We start from the raw sequence: 14,798 nt of genomic DNA on the forward strand, positions 1-14,798 counted from the left end.
GCCCAGTCGACGTGTCCCATTCTGCTGCGCGTCGTTTCAAATTGCAACACGTTCACACCTCGTCGCGTCTGCGGGACGGCCCATTGGTCCCAGTCCCCTTGTCCATTTCCTTTTCCGCTATCTGAGATGCTGCGGGGTCGAATCTTCCATGGCACAGGGCACGCACGGGTGGCCTCGCTGGCGGCCGTGGTCTTGACGCTAGGCGTGGCGGTGCCCGCCGGCGCGCAGACCGCCGAGTTGCGCGGCCGCGTGCTCGACGCCGTGACAGGGCGCGGCATTGCCGGCGCCACGATCACCGTGACCACCACGGGCACCGGGGTGCGCACGGATTCAGCCGGCGCGTACCGCGTGGCGGGCCTGCCGGTGGGCATTCACCGGTTTCTGGTATCCGCGCCCGGATTTGCCCGCGGCGCGGTGAGCCTGGCCTTCGCGGCCAATGAGCGCATGGAGCGAGACCTCGAACTCGAACCGCGCGCGCTCGCCGACTCCGTGGCCGCCGCCGCACGGGCCGCCGGATCCGCTGGCACGCCCGCGGTGACTGGCGCCCTGGCCGGCGGCGGTCGCGATTCGGCGCAGACACTGCCGGAAGTGGGCGTGACGGCCGCGGCACCAATGGGACGGCGATTCGTCGATTTCGAGCGCCGCCGGGTCATGGGCCGAGGGCAGTATCGGACCCGCGAGGAGCTGGAGGCCGCCCACGTCTACACGCTGCAGGACGCCATGCGCAGCATGCGGGGCATCCGCTTCAACTGCGCCGGCGGGACGTGCCGGGCGCAGATGGTGCGCGCGCCCCTGGGCTGCGCGCCGGAATACATCGTGGACGAGCGCGTGGATAATGCGTTCGGGCCGGTGATCCCGATTCGCGACATCATGGGCCTCGAGGTCTACACCGGCGCCGCCGATGTGCCGGGGGAATTCGCCGGGCGCAATTCCGGGTGCGGCGTCATCGTGATCTGGACTACGGCGGGACGCGAGCCGCGGCGGAAATAGGAACGCGCGCTGCAGAACCGCTGGCCTGCCGCCGGCGCCCCGCCCCCTCCGTCGCGACGAACCCGGCCGGAACTGCCGTCAGCGGGCACCCACGCCAAGCGTGATCCCGCGCCACTTCCCCTGCTCGAAGCGCCACACGCTGAGCAGGCATCGGGTGGCGTGCCCAATCACGATGGCGAGCCAGATGTGCCAGGTTTCCAGCGTTCGCGTGGCCTCGAGCGCGGTGAGCATGCCAATGGGCAGCGCGAACTGCGAGACGAGCGTGATGTACAGCGGGCTGCGCGTATCACCGGTGCCCTGCAGCCCGCCCGTGAAAGTGAGCGCCACCGTGATGAACAGGCCGGAGATGCTCAGGAAGCGCAGCAGCTCACGGCCAATGCGCAGCACCTCGGGCTCCCGCATGCCGAAGAGCCCCAGCAGCGCGTCGGGGATGGTGACGAAGAGCAGCCCCACGAAGATGGCGATCGCCAGGCCGAAGCGTGCTGCCACGCGCACGGCGGCGCGACTCCGGTCGGGGTGCCCGGCGCCAAGGTTCTGTCCGGCAACGGTGGCGGCCGCGCCCATGAGCCCCACCGACGTCCAGGTGACCAGTGAGAAAAGCTCCGTATACCCCACCGCGTACGCGGCCTGCGCCTCGGCGCTCTGCGCCGTGCTGCCGATGAAGCGCAGCAACAAGACCCCGGCGATGTTCATGGCGATCCCCTGCACCCCCGTGGGGAGGCCGAACCGGAACAGCGCGCGAATGATCTCCCAGTCGGGTTTCCACGACATGCCGCGGAAGTCGATCACCCACGATCCGCTGAAGAGCTTCACCACGGCATACACGGCCACGAGGGCACTCGAGATCATGATGCCCGCAGCGGCGCCGGCCGTGCCCATCTCCGGGAAGGGTCCGTAGCCGCGAATGAGCAGCACGTTGAAGACGATGTTGCCCACCGTGAGCGCCACGCCGAGACGCAGTGGCGTCTTGGCGTCACCCGCACTGCGCAGCGCACCGCCCAGCATGAAGAACATCATCATGCCGAAGCCGAACACGAACATGATGCGCAGATACGGCAGCGCTTCGCGCTGCACATCGGGCGTCGCCTTCACGAGTCCGAGCAGCGTGGGCGCCAGCACATACCCCAGCGGGGCGAGCACGCCCAGCGACAGCATGAGCGCCAGCAGAAACGCCTGCGACGCTGCCCGGTTCACGCCGGCCTCGTCACCGGCCCCGGCAAAGCGGGCGACCAGCACGCCCATGCCGCTGAACAGCGACGACACGAACACCATGACCACCAGAAAGATCTGGAAACCCACCCCAATGGCGGCGTTGCCGGCAAAGCCGACGAAGTGCCCCACCAGCGCGTGGTCGATCATCCCCTGCACGCCACTGATGACGTTCTGCAGCACCGTGGGCCACGCCACCTTCCACACCGCCGGACCAATGGGCCCCTCGACGATGGACCGATCGAGCTTGCGCGGGGAGGAACTCGAAGACGACGTGGTCACCGGGGTGGAGGGCCGTCAGGCCGCGTGTGTCGTCGCGACGGGAGCGACGTCCCCGCGCCGCACCAGCGTGAGGATGGAGTAGACCGCCACCGGCTCGCCGTGCTGGTTGATGACCTCCACGTCCCACTCGACCACCCCCTGCGGAATGGTGCCCTCCGGCGTGTCCTTGGCGGTCTTCTGCTTCACCGTGAGCCGCACATGGATGGTGTCGCCGGGGTACACGGGCTTGGTGAAGCGCAGCTTCTCGAGGCCGTAGTTGGCGAGCACGGGGCCCAGATCGGGGTCGACGAACAGGCCGGCCGCGGCCGACACCACGAAGTACCCGTGCGCCACGCGCCCCTCGAAGACGCCGTTGCTGCGCGCGTCCTCGTCGTTCATGTGCGCGTAGAACGTATCCCCACTCAGCTTCGCGAACGCTTCCACGTCGTCGAGCGTGATCGTGCGCGATTTCGTGATGAGGGTGTCGCCCACCGCCAGCTGATCGAACGTCTTCCGGAACGGATGCACCACATCCTGCTTCTCTTCGGCGCCCTTGGTCCACTCACGGGTGATGGCGGTGAGCATGCTGGGGCTCCCCTGCAGCGCCACGCGCTGCAGATAGTGCGTCACACCGCGCGCGCCTCCCATCTCCTCGCCACCACCGGCACGGCCAGGACCACCATGCACCAGATTGGGCAGTGGCGACCCGTGACCCGTGCTTTCCTTGGCACTGGTGCGATCGAGCACCAGCATGCGCCCATGGAAGCAGGCAGCACCGAGGATCACCTCCTGGGCCACCTTCGGGTCGTGCGTAATGAGCGAACCCACCAGCGAGCCGCGTCCCATGCGCGCCAGCTGCACGGCTTCGCCGAGATCGCGGTACGGCATGACCGTATTCACAGGGCCGAAGGCTTCGATGTCGTGCGGCTCGAGACGATGAAGCGGATCCGCACAGTAGAGCAGCTCCGGCGCGAAGAACGCGCCCTTGTCGCGATCGGCACCCACCACCGCGAAGTCGCCGCCGCCATACACGCGCTCGGCCGCCGCGCGGATGGCCTCCGCGCTCGAGGCCACGCTCTTCATCTGCCCTCGGGATGCGAGCGGTCCCATGCGAACGCCCTCCGCCGTGGGGTCACCAATGGTGGTGCTGCCAAGGCGCTTCGCGAGGGCCGCGATGACCGCGTCCTCGAGTCCCGCGGGTACGATCGTGCGACGAATGGCGGTGCACTTCTGCCCGGCCTTCGACGTCATCTCGCGCGTGACCTCCTTGATGAAGAGGTCGAACTCCTCGGTGCCGGGGACGGCGTCGGGGCCGAGAATGGAGCAGTTGAGCGAATCGGCTTCCATGTTGAAGCGCACCGAGTGCTGCAGGATGCTGGGCGCGCTCTTGAGCTTCTGTCCGGTGGCCGCCGAGCCGGTGAAGGCCACGATGTCCTGCTCTTCCACGTGCTCGAGCAGCGTACGCGCCTCGCCGCAAATGAGCTGCAGCGCACCTGTGGGCAACTCGCCGGTGTCGAGGATGGCCTTGAACACCGCGTGCGTGAGATGACTGCCGGTGGTGCTGGGCTTGACGATACAGGGCACCCCGGCCAGCAGCGCCGGGGCCAGCTTCTCCAGCATGCCCCAAACGGGGAAGTTGAAGGCGTTGATGTGTACCGCCGCCCCTTCCATGGGCACCAGGATGTGGCGCCCCACGAACGTGCCGTGCTTGGACAGCGGTTCCGTGGGCCCTTCCACATGGAAGCGCTCGTTGGTGAACTCCCGACGACCGCGACTGGCGTAGGCGAAGAAGGTGCCGATCCCGCCCTCGATGTCCACCCACGAATCGGCGCGCGTGGCGCCCGTCATGGAGGAGAGCGGGTAGAACTCTTCCTTGCGCTCCATGAGCGCAATGGCGATGCGCTTGAGCATCATCGCCCGCTGATGGAAGGTGTAGGCGCGCAGCGCCGGCCCGCCGACCCGGCGTGCGTACTGCAGCATGGCCTTGAAGTCGAGACCATGGCTCGACGCCTCACCGATCTTCTCGCCGGTCACGGCGTGCATGAGATCGGTCTTGGGGCCGGCACCCTCCACCCACTCGCCGAGCGCAAAGTTCTGCAGGATGAACATCATCGAGTCTCCGTACGGGTGGTCTCGGACATCGCCGGCGCCTGACGCTGCGTGTCCTTCCAGTTCCTGAGCATCGCGGATTGCACCGGTCGGTCGGCCGGTACCTCGCGCAGCGGATCCACGGCGCGCCAGCTGGCGCGCATGGCACTCGGCAACTGCTGGTACAGCGCGGTGCCGTCACTCTTCCACGCGAGCATCTCGTCGCTCACGTCCTTCACGATCTTCGCCGGGTTCCCCACCGCGACCTTGCGGTCGGGGATCACCATGTCGGTGGGCACGAAGCAGAGGGCGCCCACGATGCACCCCTGCCCCACCACGGCGTTGTCCATGATCACCGCGTTCATGCCAATGAGGCTGTTCGCCCCGATGCGGGCGCCGTGCACGATGGCGCCGTGCCCGATATGCGCACCGGCTTCGAGCGTCACGACGACGCCCGGGAACATGTGAATGGTGCAGTTCTCCTGGACGTTGCAGCCGTCTTCGATGACGATGCCGCCCCAGTCGCCCCGAATGGCGGCCCCGGGGCCCACGTACACGTTGCGGCCGATGATGACGTTGCCGGTGACGGCGGCCTGCGGGTGCACGAACGCGCTCTCGTGCACCACGGGGATGAAGTCCTCGAACGCGTAGATCATGCCGGGCGACTCAAACGCGCTCGAGCACGACGGCGAACCCCTGCCCCACCCCGATGCACATGGTGCACAAGGCATAGCGGCCACCGGTTGCACGCAACTGGTACGCCGCCGTGAGCGCGAGACGCGCGCCGCTCATCCCCAGCGGATGCCCGAGCGCAATGGCCCCGCCGTTGGGATTCACGCGGGGATCGTCATCGGCGACACCAAGTTCGCGCAGACAGGCGAGCCCCTGTGCGGCGAACGCCTCGTTGAGTTCGATGACGTCCATCTGGTCGAGGGTGAGCCCGGCGCGCTCGAGCACGAGGCGTGTGGCGGGTACGGGCCCCATGCCCATGATGCGCGGCTCCACGCCGGCCGCGGCGCTCGCCACTACGCGCGCGAGGGGTACGAGGCCGAATCGCGACAGTGCAGCCTCGCCGGCCAGCAGCAGCGCCGCCGCTCCGTCGTTGAGCCCACTGGCATTGCCGGCGGTCACGCTCCCCTGCCCGTCGTGCCGGAACGCCGGCTTGAGCTTGCCGAGCGTTTCGAGCGAGGTGTCGGGGCGCAGGAACTCGTCGTGCGCCACCAGCAGCGCCTCGCCCTTCTTCTGCGGAATGCTCACCGGCGCAATCTCGAGGGCCAGGCGGCCCGCGGTGCGCGCCGCGGCAGCCTTCTGCTGCGACCGGACGGCAAATGCATCCTGGTCGGCGCGGCTCACCCCATACTGGGCGGCCACGTTCTCCGCGGTCTCGCCCATGCTGTCGGTGCCGTGCAGGCTCTTCATGCGCGCGTTCACGAAGCGCCATCCGAGGCTGGTGTCGAAGAGCTGGACATCGCGCGCGAACGGCGTGGCGCCCTTGCTCATCACGTACGGCGCGCGGGTCATGCTCTCCACGCCGCCGGCGATGTACACATCGCCCTCGCCGGCGCGAATGGCGCGCGCCGCGCCCGCCACCGCCGACAGCCCAGAGGCGCAGAGTCGATTGACCGTCTCGCCGGGCACCGTGACCGGCAAGCCGGCGAGCAGCGCCGCCATGCGTGCCACGTTGCGGTTATCCTCGCCCGCCTGATTGGCGCAGCCGAGGATGACGTCGGCGATGGCGGCCGCATCGAACGACGGGCTCTGCGCCGTGATCCGCGCCATGAGCGCCACAATGGCGTGGGCCGCCAGGTCATCGGCGCGCACCGGGGCCAGGGCGCCGCCGAGGTTGCCAATGGGCGTGCGCACGCCGTCGATGAGATAGGCCTGCTGACTGCTCATGGGGATCATCCGAAATGGGCACCCGGCACGTGTGGCCGGGCGGCGTGTTGAACCGAACGCGGTGTCACGGGTACCGCCGCGGGTCGAGCAGCGAGGCCCCGGCCTGGACGGCGCGCCGCAGCCGTACGCTGGGGCGATAGCGATCGTCACCCGTTTCGTACTGCAGCGCCTGCAACCGGGCCAGCACCGTGGCGCCCCCGATCTCGTCGCCCCAGGCCAGCAGGCCGCGCGGGTAGTTCACGCCCGTGGTCATGGCGAGTTCCACGTCGGCCACCGTGCAGATGCCGAGGTGCACCGCCTCCACGGCTTCGTTGACGAGCATGGCGAGCACCCGATCGGCGATTCCCTGCGCCAGCACGGGGTCTTCCACGGGCGCTGGCGTTTGGGCGCCTTCGGCATAGTCGTAGAAGCCGCGCCCCGACTTGCGCCCCAGCCATCCCGCTTCGAGCAGCCGCTGCTGGCGCAGGCTCGGGCGATAGCGCGGGTCGTGGAACATGCCATCGAACACCGAGCGCGTGACCGCGAAGTTGACGTCGTGCCCGATGAAGTCCATGAGCTCGAACGGGCCCATGCGAAAGCCGCCCACCGTGCGCAGTGCCCAGTCGATGGTGGCGCAATCGGCCACCCCTTCCTCGAGCAGGCGCAGCGATTCGCCGTAGAACGGGCGCGCCACGCGATTCACGATGAAGCCCGGCGTATCCGACGCACGCACCGTGACCTTCTTCCAGCTGGCGGCGTGCGCCGTGGCGCGCGCCGTCACGTCGGGCGATGTGGTGATGGCGGGGATGATCTCCACCAGCGGCATCACCGGCGCCGGGTTGAAAAAGTGCACGCCGACCACGCGGGTCTTGTGCGCACACGCGCCGGCGAGCGCGGCGATCGAGAGCGATGACGTGTTGGAGGCCAGAATGGCGGACGGGGTCACGATGCCCTCGAGCGTGCGCAGCAGCGCCTGCTTCGCGTCCAGCTTCTCGACGATGGCTTCGATCACCAGGTCGCACGGCGCGAGCGCGGCCAGCAACTCGGCGCTGACGCCCTCCACGTACGTGATGCGCGCAAGAACAGCGTCGGCAGCCTCGCGCGAGAGTCGCCCCTTCTCCACTTCGCGGGCCATGGCCTTGTCGTGCCCCGTGCGGGCGCGGGCAACTGCCGCCGGCATGGCATCGGCGAGCAGCACCGGGTGCCCGTGTACGGCGGCCACCTGTGCGATGCCGGCCCCCATGGCGCCGGCGCCGACCACCCCAATCGATGCCGCCGCCATCACTTCCCCTGATACACGGGGGCCCGCTTCTCGAGAAACGCGCGCACCCCTTCGGCGTAATCGGCGGTACGTCCGGCCTCGTGCATCGCCTGCGCTTCCACGTCGAGCTGGGCGTCCAGACCATTCGCGAAGCTCGCATTGAGCGCACGCTTGGTCAGACCGAAGCCGCGCGTGGCCTGGGAGGCGAGTTGCTCGGCGAGCGTCGTTACGGTTGCCATGAGCTCGGCCGCCGGGACCACATCCCAGATGAGCCCCCAATCCTTCGCCTTCGCCGCCGGCATCTTTTCGGCGAGGAAGAACATGCCCGTGGCGCGCTGCATCCCCACCAGGCGCGGCACGAAGAAGGTGCCGCTCGTGTCGGGAATGAGCCCCAGCTTGGCGAAGCTCTCCACAAAGCTTGCGCTGTCGGCGGCAATCGTGAGATCGCAGGCGAAGGCGAGGTTGGCGCCGGCACCCGCGGCAATGCCGTTGACCGCGCACAGCACCGGCTTCTCCAGCGTGCGAATGGCGCGGATGATGGGGTTGTAACACTCCGCGACGATCTCCCCGATGTCCGGGATCGGCCCACCATCGCGCGGCAGCGCCTCGGCGAGGTCCTGGCCGGCACAGAAGCCGCGCCCCGCACCGGTAATGACCACCGCCCGTACCGTGTCATCGGCGGCGGCCTCGGCGAGCGCCGCCTGCAGGGCAGCCGCCATGGTGCGGGTGAAGCTGTTGAGAACGTCGGGGCGGTTGAGCGTGAGCGTGAGGACGCCGTTCGCCCGGGCAACGAGGAGCGTGGGAGCGGGGGAGGTCATGTGTCAAAAGTAGCATGGGGGTCCGGGTAGCGCCGATGGTGCCCCTCTCGCGCAATCGCGGTTCACACCGTACAATCGGCCGGTGGTCCCACCTCCACTGGAGAACCGCGCATGCTCACGTCGCTGACGCACTGGTTGGGCAGTCTGGGTTGGACCGCATTCGCCGGGGCGCTGGGCGCCCTGCTGGTGCTCAACGTGGCGTCGATCACGGTCCTGCTCACGCGACGGGACCGGGAGCTGGTGCAGCGCTACACGGCGCTCTGGCTGGCCGCCAACCTGCTGCTTGTGGCCATCGGCGTGGGGATTCCGGCGATCACCGCCGTGGCCCGTCTGACGCTCATGGGCATCGGCGCGGTGGTCCCCGATGTGGGGTCGATCGCCGGGTAAACTCCCATCCGGGGGCGCGCACTGGCAGATTACTGGTCTATGCCTGCCAAGACTGCCGTGCGAGCGGCGCCCCGTGTGAGCGCTCCGCCTGTCGTAACTCCTCGCGCCGGGTTCGACTGGCGCCGCATTGCCTACCACACGCTGGTGTCGCGCGCCCTCGACGATGTCGAAGAGCAGACCAACAAGCAGCGTGCGACCGTCCCGCGCGAGCATCTGGTGCTCTATCAGTTCTCGGCGCGCGGTCACGACATGGCGCAGAGCATTCTGGGGTCGCTGCTCACCGGCACGCACGATGGCGCGGGCGCCTACTACCGGTCGCGCCCATTGCTCCTCTCGCTGGGGCTGAGCATCGAGGATGCGCTGGGGAGTCCGCTCGGACGCGCGGGGGGCTTCAGCGACGGGCGCGACATTGGCGTGGTGTGCAACCTGCCCAATCCTACGGGGTGCACGGTCCTTCCCATGGCCGGCGATGTGGGGTCGCAATACACGCCGGCGGCCGGGTGGGCGCAGAACATCGTGTACCATCGCGATACGCTGGCTGACGCGAGCTACGCAAACTGCCTGAGCGTGGCGCTGGGCGGCGACGGATCGGTGGCCACCAACGGCTTCTGGGCCGCGCTCACCATGGCCACGACGCTGTCGTTGCCCATGCTCTTCTACATCGAGGACAACGACCTCGGCATCAGCGTGCGCGGTGACATGCAGACCCCGGGAGGCGACATTGCGCGCAATCTCGCGTCGTTCAGCAACCTGTACGTGCTGAACGGCGATGGCTGCGACCCGCACGATGCGTCAGCGAAGCTGGCCGAAGCGGTGGCCCATGTGCGCGGCGGCGGTGGCCCCGCGCTGGTGCGCCTGACGGTGCCGCGGCTGTCGAGTCATTCTGGGCCAGACAACCAGAAGGGGTATCGCACGGACGAGGAGATCGCGGCCGATCTGGCGCGCGATCCGCTCCCCAAGCTGCGCGAGTACCTGGTGCCGGCATTCATGAGCGCCGGTGAGTGGGCCGCGCTGGAGGGAGAAGTCGCGCGTGATGTGCAGGTGGCGCTTGAGGCGGCACGTGCCCGAGGGAACCCGGATCCCCGCACGGTGGCGCAGCATGTCTTTGCCGACGAGCACGCTCCGCACGAGGCGATGGGTGGGCTGTCGCGCGCCGAACGTGCCGCGCTGGGCGGCACGGATGTGCCACAGGAGGGGGGCGAGCTGCTGCGTTTCGCGGAAGCCATCCGCCGTACGCTGCGACACGAGCTCGCCACCAACCCCAAGGTGGTGGTGTTCGGCGAGGATGTGGGGCGCAAGGGTGGCGTGCACCTCGTGACCGAGGGACTGCAGAAGCAGTTCGGCGCAGCCCGCGTTTTCGATACGAGCTTGAGCGAAGAGGGGATCATCGGGCGCGCGGTGGCCATGGCCATTGGCGGGCTGGTGCCGGTCGCGGAGATCCAGTTCCGCAAGTACGCCGATCCGGCAGCGGAGCAGCTGAACAACTGCGGCACGATGCGCTGGCGCACGGCCAATCGATTTGCCGCCCCGATCGTGGTGCGCATGCCTGGTGGCTTCGGCAAGGACGTGGGCGACCCGTGGCATTCGCTGAGCGACGAAGTGCGCTTTGCGCACGCGTACGGGTGGCAGGTGATCATGCCCTCCAACGCGGCCGACGCCGTGGGGCTGCTGCGCGCGGCGATGCGCAGCCCCAACCCCAGCATCTTCTTCGAGCACCGATCGTTGCTCATGACGGGCGACGGCAGCGCGCGGTATCCCGGTGACGACTATGTGCTGCCGCTGGGCCGAGCGCGTGTGGTGCAGGCGGGAGACCGGATCACGCTGGTGACGTGGGGCGCGATGGTGCACCGGTGCGTGGACGCCGTGGGGCAGCTGGCGCAGGCGGAGGCGGTGGAGCTGCTCGATCTGCGCACCATCTCGCCCTGGGATCGCGAGGCGGTGCTGGCGAGCGTCCGGAAGACCGGGCGCTGCCTGATCGTGCACGAGGACAGCCTCACGGCCGGGTTCGGGGCGGAGATTGCGGGGACGCTGGCGCAGGAGGCCTTCTGGTATCTGGACGCGCCGGTGGAGCGGCTCGCTCCGCGCGACATTCCCGTGCCGTACCATCCCGACCTGCTCGACGCGGTGGTGCCCACGGCGGCACGGATTCGTGAGCGCCTGGAGGCGCTGCTCGCGATCTGAGGCACCGGCGGTCATCGCCGCGGACCTTTCCGAAATACGGAAACGAGCTGATCTGTGACGGTCAATAAGTCCGACCGTCAAGCTGTCGTGACGTATCGCATGTGTGCGACATCACTTACTATTGCAGTGCTCCCCCCACGGCGAAGGGCCATCGGGCGAGCGTGGGCCACGACGGCCCGCTACTCAGGCTTAACCCAGAGGACGCCATGAAGAACAAGCTGGTCGGATTTTCGCTGCTCGCGGCGGTCGCGGCGGTGCCGACGGCCCACGCTCAGGGCCTTGGTGAGCGGATCGAGATCGGTGCCTTCGGTCAGTTCACGAGGCTTGACGAGAAGATCAAGATGGACAATGTCGCGGCCGTTGGCGGCATGTTCAGCGCGTCGGTATACAAGTGGTTCGGTGTGCAGGGCGACGTGCAGTTGGGGCCCACCAAGGCCACGCGCGCGCCGTTCGAGGACATCACCTATCGTCCGGCCCGTATTCTCGGCACGTTCACGCTGCCCCTCACGTCGTCCAAGAAGGCGGCGCTGGTGCTTGGCGCCGGCTACGTCAACTCGATCTACGACGGCCGTTCCACGGCCAACGAGTTCGAGGACGGCTTCTCGGCGCTCGCCGGCCTCAAGCTGTGCTCGAGCGGCAAGTGGGGCGCGCGCATCGACGGTCTCATGGACCGCAACCCGTCGCCGAACGAGCAGGATCTTTCGGGGACGTCGCGCAATCTCGGCATCCGCGCCGGCGTGACCTACGCCCTGCGCGGTGGGTGCGCGACCGTCGAGAAGTTCGACTGGGCGCTCAAGATCGACCCGGCCAGCGCCACGGTGAACCGCGGCGCCGACCGTCAGTTCGCGCTGAGCGCGGCGGATGCGAAGGGGAAGATGATTCAGCTGCGCAACGTGAAGGATCTGGCGTGCGCGTCGAGCGACGCCTCGGTGGCCACGGTGGACAACACGGGCAAGGTGACGGCGGTCAAGTACGGCACGGCCACCATCACCTGCACGGGCACGCAGAAGAAGCTGCAGCGCACGGCGTCGGCCACCGTCACGGTGCCGCCGCCGGCGTGGACGCTTACGCTGACGCCGAAGAGCGGCTCGACCGATGTCAGCAAGACGCTCGGCTTCACGGCCAAGGCTGTCGACGCCGACAACGTGGACCTCGGCGCGGTCACCTGGAGCTCGGCCAACGCGTCGATCGCCTCGGTGAACAACGGCACGGTGACGTGCAACGCCGGTGGCAGCACCACGATCACGGCGTCGAAGTCGGCGTACGGCAGTTCGAAGAGCGAGACGGCGTCGGTGGAGTGCGTGGCGCCGAAGGCGGTGAGCGTGGCGCTCGACCGGGCGCTGTTCGACTTCGACCGGGCGACGGTGCTGAAGGCGGGCAACGACACGCTCAGGGTCGTGATCGAGGCCATGAAGCGCCTGCCGTCGTTGCGCATCTCGATCGAGGGGCACACGGACCGCTACGGCTCGGAGGCGTACAACAGTGCGCTGGCGAAGAAGCGCGCCGAGGCGGTGATGAAGCAGCTGCTGCGTCTCGCCGGCAAGGATGCGGCGATGCTGAAGGACCGCATCGTGTGGTCGAGCTTCGGTGAGCAGTGCCTCGTGACGACGGCGGGAGCCGACGAGAGCGAGCCGCCGCCGGCGAACCGGGGTCGCATTGCCCGCGGCGACCGGGCGGCGCAGGCGGACAACCGCCGCGTCGAGATCTGGCAGCTGCTGGACGGCAAGAACGCGCCGACGGGCTGCCGTTCGGCAGACGAGCGCAACGGCCGACTCGGCTTCAAGGACCTCAAGTAATCGCTTTACCGCGCGCAAAAGGCCCCGCGAGTTCGTCTCGCGGGGCCTTTTGTTTGGGTCGGGGTCGGGGTACCGCCACTGCAGTCTGGGTACCGCCACCGCGGTCGGGGTACCGCCACCACAGTCGGGGTCTTCCTCCAGTCGGGGTCTCCGTCGGGTCGGGGTCTTTACCGCAGTCGGGGGGTGGGCTCCGGTCTTGCCGACGCTGCGCTGGGCGTCTGGGGGTGGCAGTCGGGGGGTGGGCTCCGGTCTTGCCGACGCTGCGCTGGGCGTCTGGGGGTGGCAGTCGGGGGCGTGGGCTCCGGTCGGGCCTTCGCTGCGCTCGGCGCTTGGGCCCCGCCCTCGACCCCGACGCGCCAGCGCAGCGTTGCGCCCCCCGACCGCGACCCGGACACTCGTCCTGCCGTCAGCGCGGAGTACAACATTCGCCGTCCGGGCCCCGACTGCCGCCCCCAGACGCCCAGCGCAGCGAAGGCCCGACCGGAGCCCCAACCCCGACTGCAGTGGAGACCCCGACCCGACACAGACCCTGACTGGAGGAAGACCCCGACTGTGGTGGCAGTGCCCAGACCGCGGTGGCAGTACCCAGACCGTGGTGGCAGTACCCCGACCCACCCACGACCCGCGCCACGACCCGCGCCGTTAGAGCGCCTTGAACTCGTCGAAGGGCGAGCCGCACGAACGGCATGTGTGGATGGCCTTGCACGCCGTCGACCCGAACTCCGACTGCAGCACCGTGTCGGTGGAACCGCAGAACGGACACGCCACCGCGGGCCGCGCGCGTGTGAGCGTGACGAAGCCGCCCTGATCGGCGCGCCCCGGCGGCGCAATGCCGTAGCGGCGCAGCTTCTCGCGCGCCTCCTCACCGATCCAGTCCGTCGTCCATGCCGGCGACAGCGTCATGTGCACCGTCACGTTCGGCACCCCGCGCGCCAGCAGCGCCGCCTTCACATCGGCTTCCATCTCGCGCATCGCCGGACACCCCGAGTACGTGGGCGTCATCGTCACCGTCACCCCATCGGGAGTGATGTCGACGTCGCGCACCACCCCCAACTCCACCACACTGATCACCGGCACTTCCGGGTCCGGCACCGTCTGCAGCACCGCGAAGACCTCGTCCCGCGTGAGCATCACACTCACCACGTGGCGCCGGGATGCGCGCGGGCGACGCTCTGCATGGTGGCGAGCATGTGCCCCAGCGCTTCGCCGTGGCGCCCCTGACGACCGCCGCGGCGCATCCCGCCGTCGGCGGGGCGCGTGAGCGTGGCGCGCTGCAGCACGTCGTTCACCAGCGTGTCCCACAGCGCCCGGATGGCCGCATGGTCCACGGCGATGCCCTGCTGCGCCACGGCGTCGTCCACCGCATCGCGATCGAACAGCTCGCCGGTGAAACGCCACAGCGCATCGAGCGCCGCCTGCGTCCGCGCGTGGCTCTCGTCGGTGCCGTCACCCAGGCGCACCACCCATTCGCTGCTGTGACGCAGGTGGTAGCGATCCTCCTTGAGCGACTTCGCGGCGATGGCCGCGAGCGGCGCGTGCGCGCACCGCGACAGCTGATCCCAGAGCAGCACACTGTACGCGTCGAACAGGAACTGACGCACCATGGTGACCGCAAAGTCCCCGTTGGGCTGTTCCACCAGCAGCGCGTTGCGAAACGCCGTGCCGTCGCGGAAGTACGCCAGCGCATCCTCATCGCGCCCCTGCCCCTCCACCGCGCCGGCGAGCGCGAGAATGCTCTGTGCGTGACCGATGAGGTCGAGGGCGATGTTGGAGAGTGCAATATCCTCTTCGAGGATGGGGCCGTGTCCGCACCATTCGCTCACGCGATGCCCCAGCACCAGGCGGTCGTCGCCGAGGCGCAGCAGGTACTCCGCCAGCGGATTGGCGATGGGGTATTGCCGCGGCGCCGCGATGGGGTAATCGGGCGCCTTG

Annotated in this window: 12 protein-coding genes; 4 read left to right on the forward strand and 8 right to left on the reverse strand. The window is 68.8% G+C overall.

The features are described from left to right. Positions 1-126: 126 nt before the first annotated feature. Complete coding sequence (locus O9271_RS10070; protein ID WP_298268998.1) at positions 127-990, forward strand: carboxypeptidase-like regulatory domain-containing protein; 864 nt, start codon at positions 127-129, stop codon at positions 988-990. A gap of 78 nt (positions 991-1,068) precedes the next feature. Here O9271_RS10070 and O9271_RS10075 read toward each other — a convergent pair whose 3' ends face one another. From O9271_RS10075 to paaG, 6 genes are all read right to left on the reverse strand, one after another. Then, positions 1,069-2,481 (reverse strand): MATE family efflux transporter, encoded by a 1,413-nt coding sequence (locus tag O9271_RS10075; RefSeq protein ID WP_298269001.1) that lies wholly within the window; start codon positions 2,479-2,481, stop codon positions 1,069-1,071. A gap of 15 nt (positions 2,482-2,496) precedes the next feature. Continuing rightward, on the reverse strand, positions 2,497-4,569 hold the full coding sequence (gene paaZ, locus O9271_RS10080; RefSeq protein ID WP_343213895.1) for a phenylacetic acid degradation bifunctional protein PaaZ: 2,073 nt from the start codon (positions 4,567-4,569) through the stop codon (positions 2,497-2,499). Then, positions 4,569-5,204: a transferase hexapeptide repeat family protein gene (locus O9271_RS10085; RefSeq protein ID WP_298269007.1), complete on the reverse strand. Its 636-nt coding sequence runs from the start codon at positions 5,202-5,204 to the stop codon at positions 4,569-4,571. The genes paaZ and O9271_RS10085 overlap by 1 nt, the downstream gene beginning before the upstream one ends. 10 nt (positions 5,205-5,214) lie before the next feature. Beyond that, positions 5,215-6,444: a 3-oxoadipyl-CoA thiolase gene (pcaF, locus tag O9271_RS10090; RefSeq protein ID WP_298269009.1), complete on the reverse strand. Its 1,230-nt coding sequence runs from the start codon at positions 6,442-6,444 to the stop codon at positions 5,215-5,217. A 64-nt stretch (positions 6,445-6,508) separates the two neighbouring features. Continuing rightward, a complete protein-coding gene (locus O9271_RS10095; RefSeq protein ID WP_298269011.1) occupies positions 6,509-7,705 on the reverse strand; it encodes a 3-hydroxyacyl-CoA dehydrogenase NAD-binding domain-containing protein in 1,197 nt (398 codons plus the stop codon). After that, positions 7,705-8,502 (reverse strand): 2-(1,2-epoxy-1,2-dihydrophenyl)acetyl-CoA isomerase PaaG, encoded by a 798-nt coding sequence (paaG, locus tag O9271_RS10100; protein ID WP_298269014.1) that lies wholly within the window; start codon positions 8,500-8,502, stop codon positions 7,705-7,707. The genes O9271_RS10095 and paaG overlap by 1 nt, the downstream gene beginning before the upstream one ends. A gap of 111 nt (positions 8,503-8,613) precedes the next feature. Between paaG and O9271_RS10105 the strand changes: the two genes are divergently transcribed. The 3 genes from O9271_RS10105 to O9271_RS10115 all read left to right on the forward strand — a co-directional run bounded on the left by O9271_RS10105 (position 8,614) and on the right by O9271_RS10115 (position 12,866). Beyond that, a complete protein-coding gene (locus tag O9271_RS10105; RefSeq protein WP_298269017.1) occupies positions 8,614-8,889 on the forward strand; it encodes a hypothetical protein in 276 nt (91 codons plus the stop codon). Positions 8,890-8,928: 39 nt separating this feature from the next. Next, the gene (locus O9271_RS10110; RefSeq protein WP_298269020.1) at positions 8,929-11,070 is read left to right on the forward strand and encodes a transketolase C-terminal domain-containing protein; all 2,142 of its coding nucleotides are present in this window, start codon (positions 8,929-8,931) and stop codon (positions 11,068-11,070) included. A gap of 206 nt (positions 11,071-11,276) precedes the next feature. Further along, complete coding sequence (locus O9271_RS10115; protein ID WP_298269023.1) at positions 11,277-12,866, forward strand: Ig-like domain-containing protein; 1,590 nt, start codon at positions 11,277-11,279, stop codon at positions 12,864-12,866. A gap of 642 nt (positions 12,867-13,508) precedes the next feature. Here O9271_RS10115 and paaD read toward each other — a convergent pair. Next, on the reverse strand, positions 13,509-13,997 hold the full coding sequence (gene paaD, locus O9271_RS10120) for a 1,2-phenylacetyl-CoA epoxidase subunit PaaD (RefSeq protein ID WP_298269025.1): 489 nt from the start codon (positions 13,995-13,997) through the stop codon (positions 13,509-13,511). A 5-nt stretch (positions 13,998-14,002) separates the two neighbouring features. Next, positions 14,003-14,779: a 1,2-phenylacetyl-CoA epoxidase subunit PaaC gene (paaC, locus tag O9271_RS10125; protein ID WP_343213896.1), complete on the reverse strand. Its 777-nt coding sequence runs from the start codon at positions 14,777-14,779 to the stop codon at positions 14,003-14,005. Positions 14,780-14,798: the final 19 nt, after the last annotated feature.

This window comes from Gemmatimonas sp. (genome assembly GCF_027531815.1).
GTDB lineage: Bacteria > Gemmatimonadota > Gemmatimonadetes > Gemmatimonadales > Gemmatimonadaceae > Gemmatimonas.

Excerpts from the sequence above, each read along its gene's own strand:
- O9271_RS10105 (WP_298269017.1), top strand. The coding sequence starts at position 8,614 with ATGCTCACGTCGCTGACGCACTGGTTGGGCAGTCTGGGTTGGACCGCA.
- O9271_RS10095 (WP_298269011.1), bottom strand. The coding sequence starts at position 7,705 with ATGGCGGCGGCATCGATTGGGGTGGTCGGCGCCGGCGCCATGGGGGCC.
- O9271_RS10115 (WP_298269023.1), top strand. The coding sequence starts at position 11,277 with ATGAAGAACAAGCTGGTCGGATTTTCGCTGCTCGCGGCGGTCGCGGCG.
- paaZ (WP_343213895.1), bottom strand. The coding sequence starts at position 4,569 with ATGTTCATCCTGCAGAACTTTGCGCTCGGCGAGTGGGTGGAGGGTGCC.
- paaD (WP_298269025.1), bottom strand. The coding sequence starts at position 13,997 with ATGCTCACGCGGGACGAGGTCTTCGCGGTGCTGCAGACGGTGCCGGAC.
- O9271_RS10085 (WP_298269007.1), bottom strand. The coding sequence starts at position 5,204 with ATGATCTACGCGTTCGAGGACTTCATCCCCGTGGTGCACGAGAGCGCG.
- paaG (WP_298269014.1), bottom strand. The coding sequence starts at position 8,502 with ATGACCTCCCCCGCTCCCACGCTCCTCGTTGCCCGGGCGAACGGCGTC.
- pcaF (WP_298269009.1), bottom strand. The coding sequence starts at position 6,444 with ATGAGCAGTCAGCAGGCCTATCTCATCGACGGCGTGCGCACGCCCATT.
- O9271_RS10070 (WP_298268998.1), top strand. The coding sequence starts at position 127 with ATGCTGCGGGGTCGAATCTTCCATGGCACAGGGCACGCACGGGTGGCC.
- O9271_RS10110 (WP_298269020.1), top strand. The coding sequence starts at position 8,929 with ATGCCTGCCAAGACTGCCGTGCGAGCGGCGCCCCGTGTGAGCGCTCCG.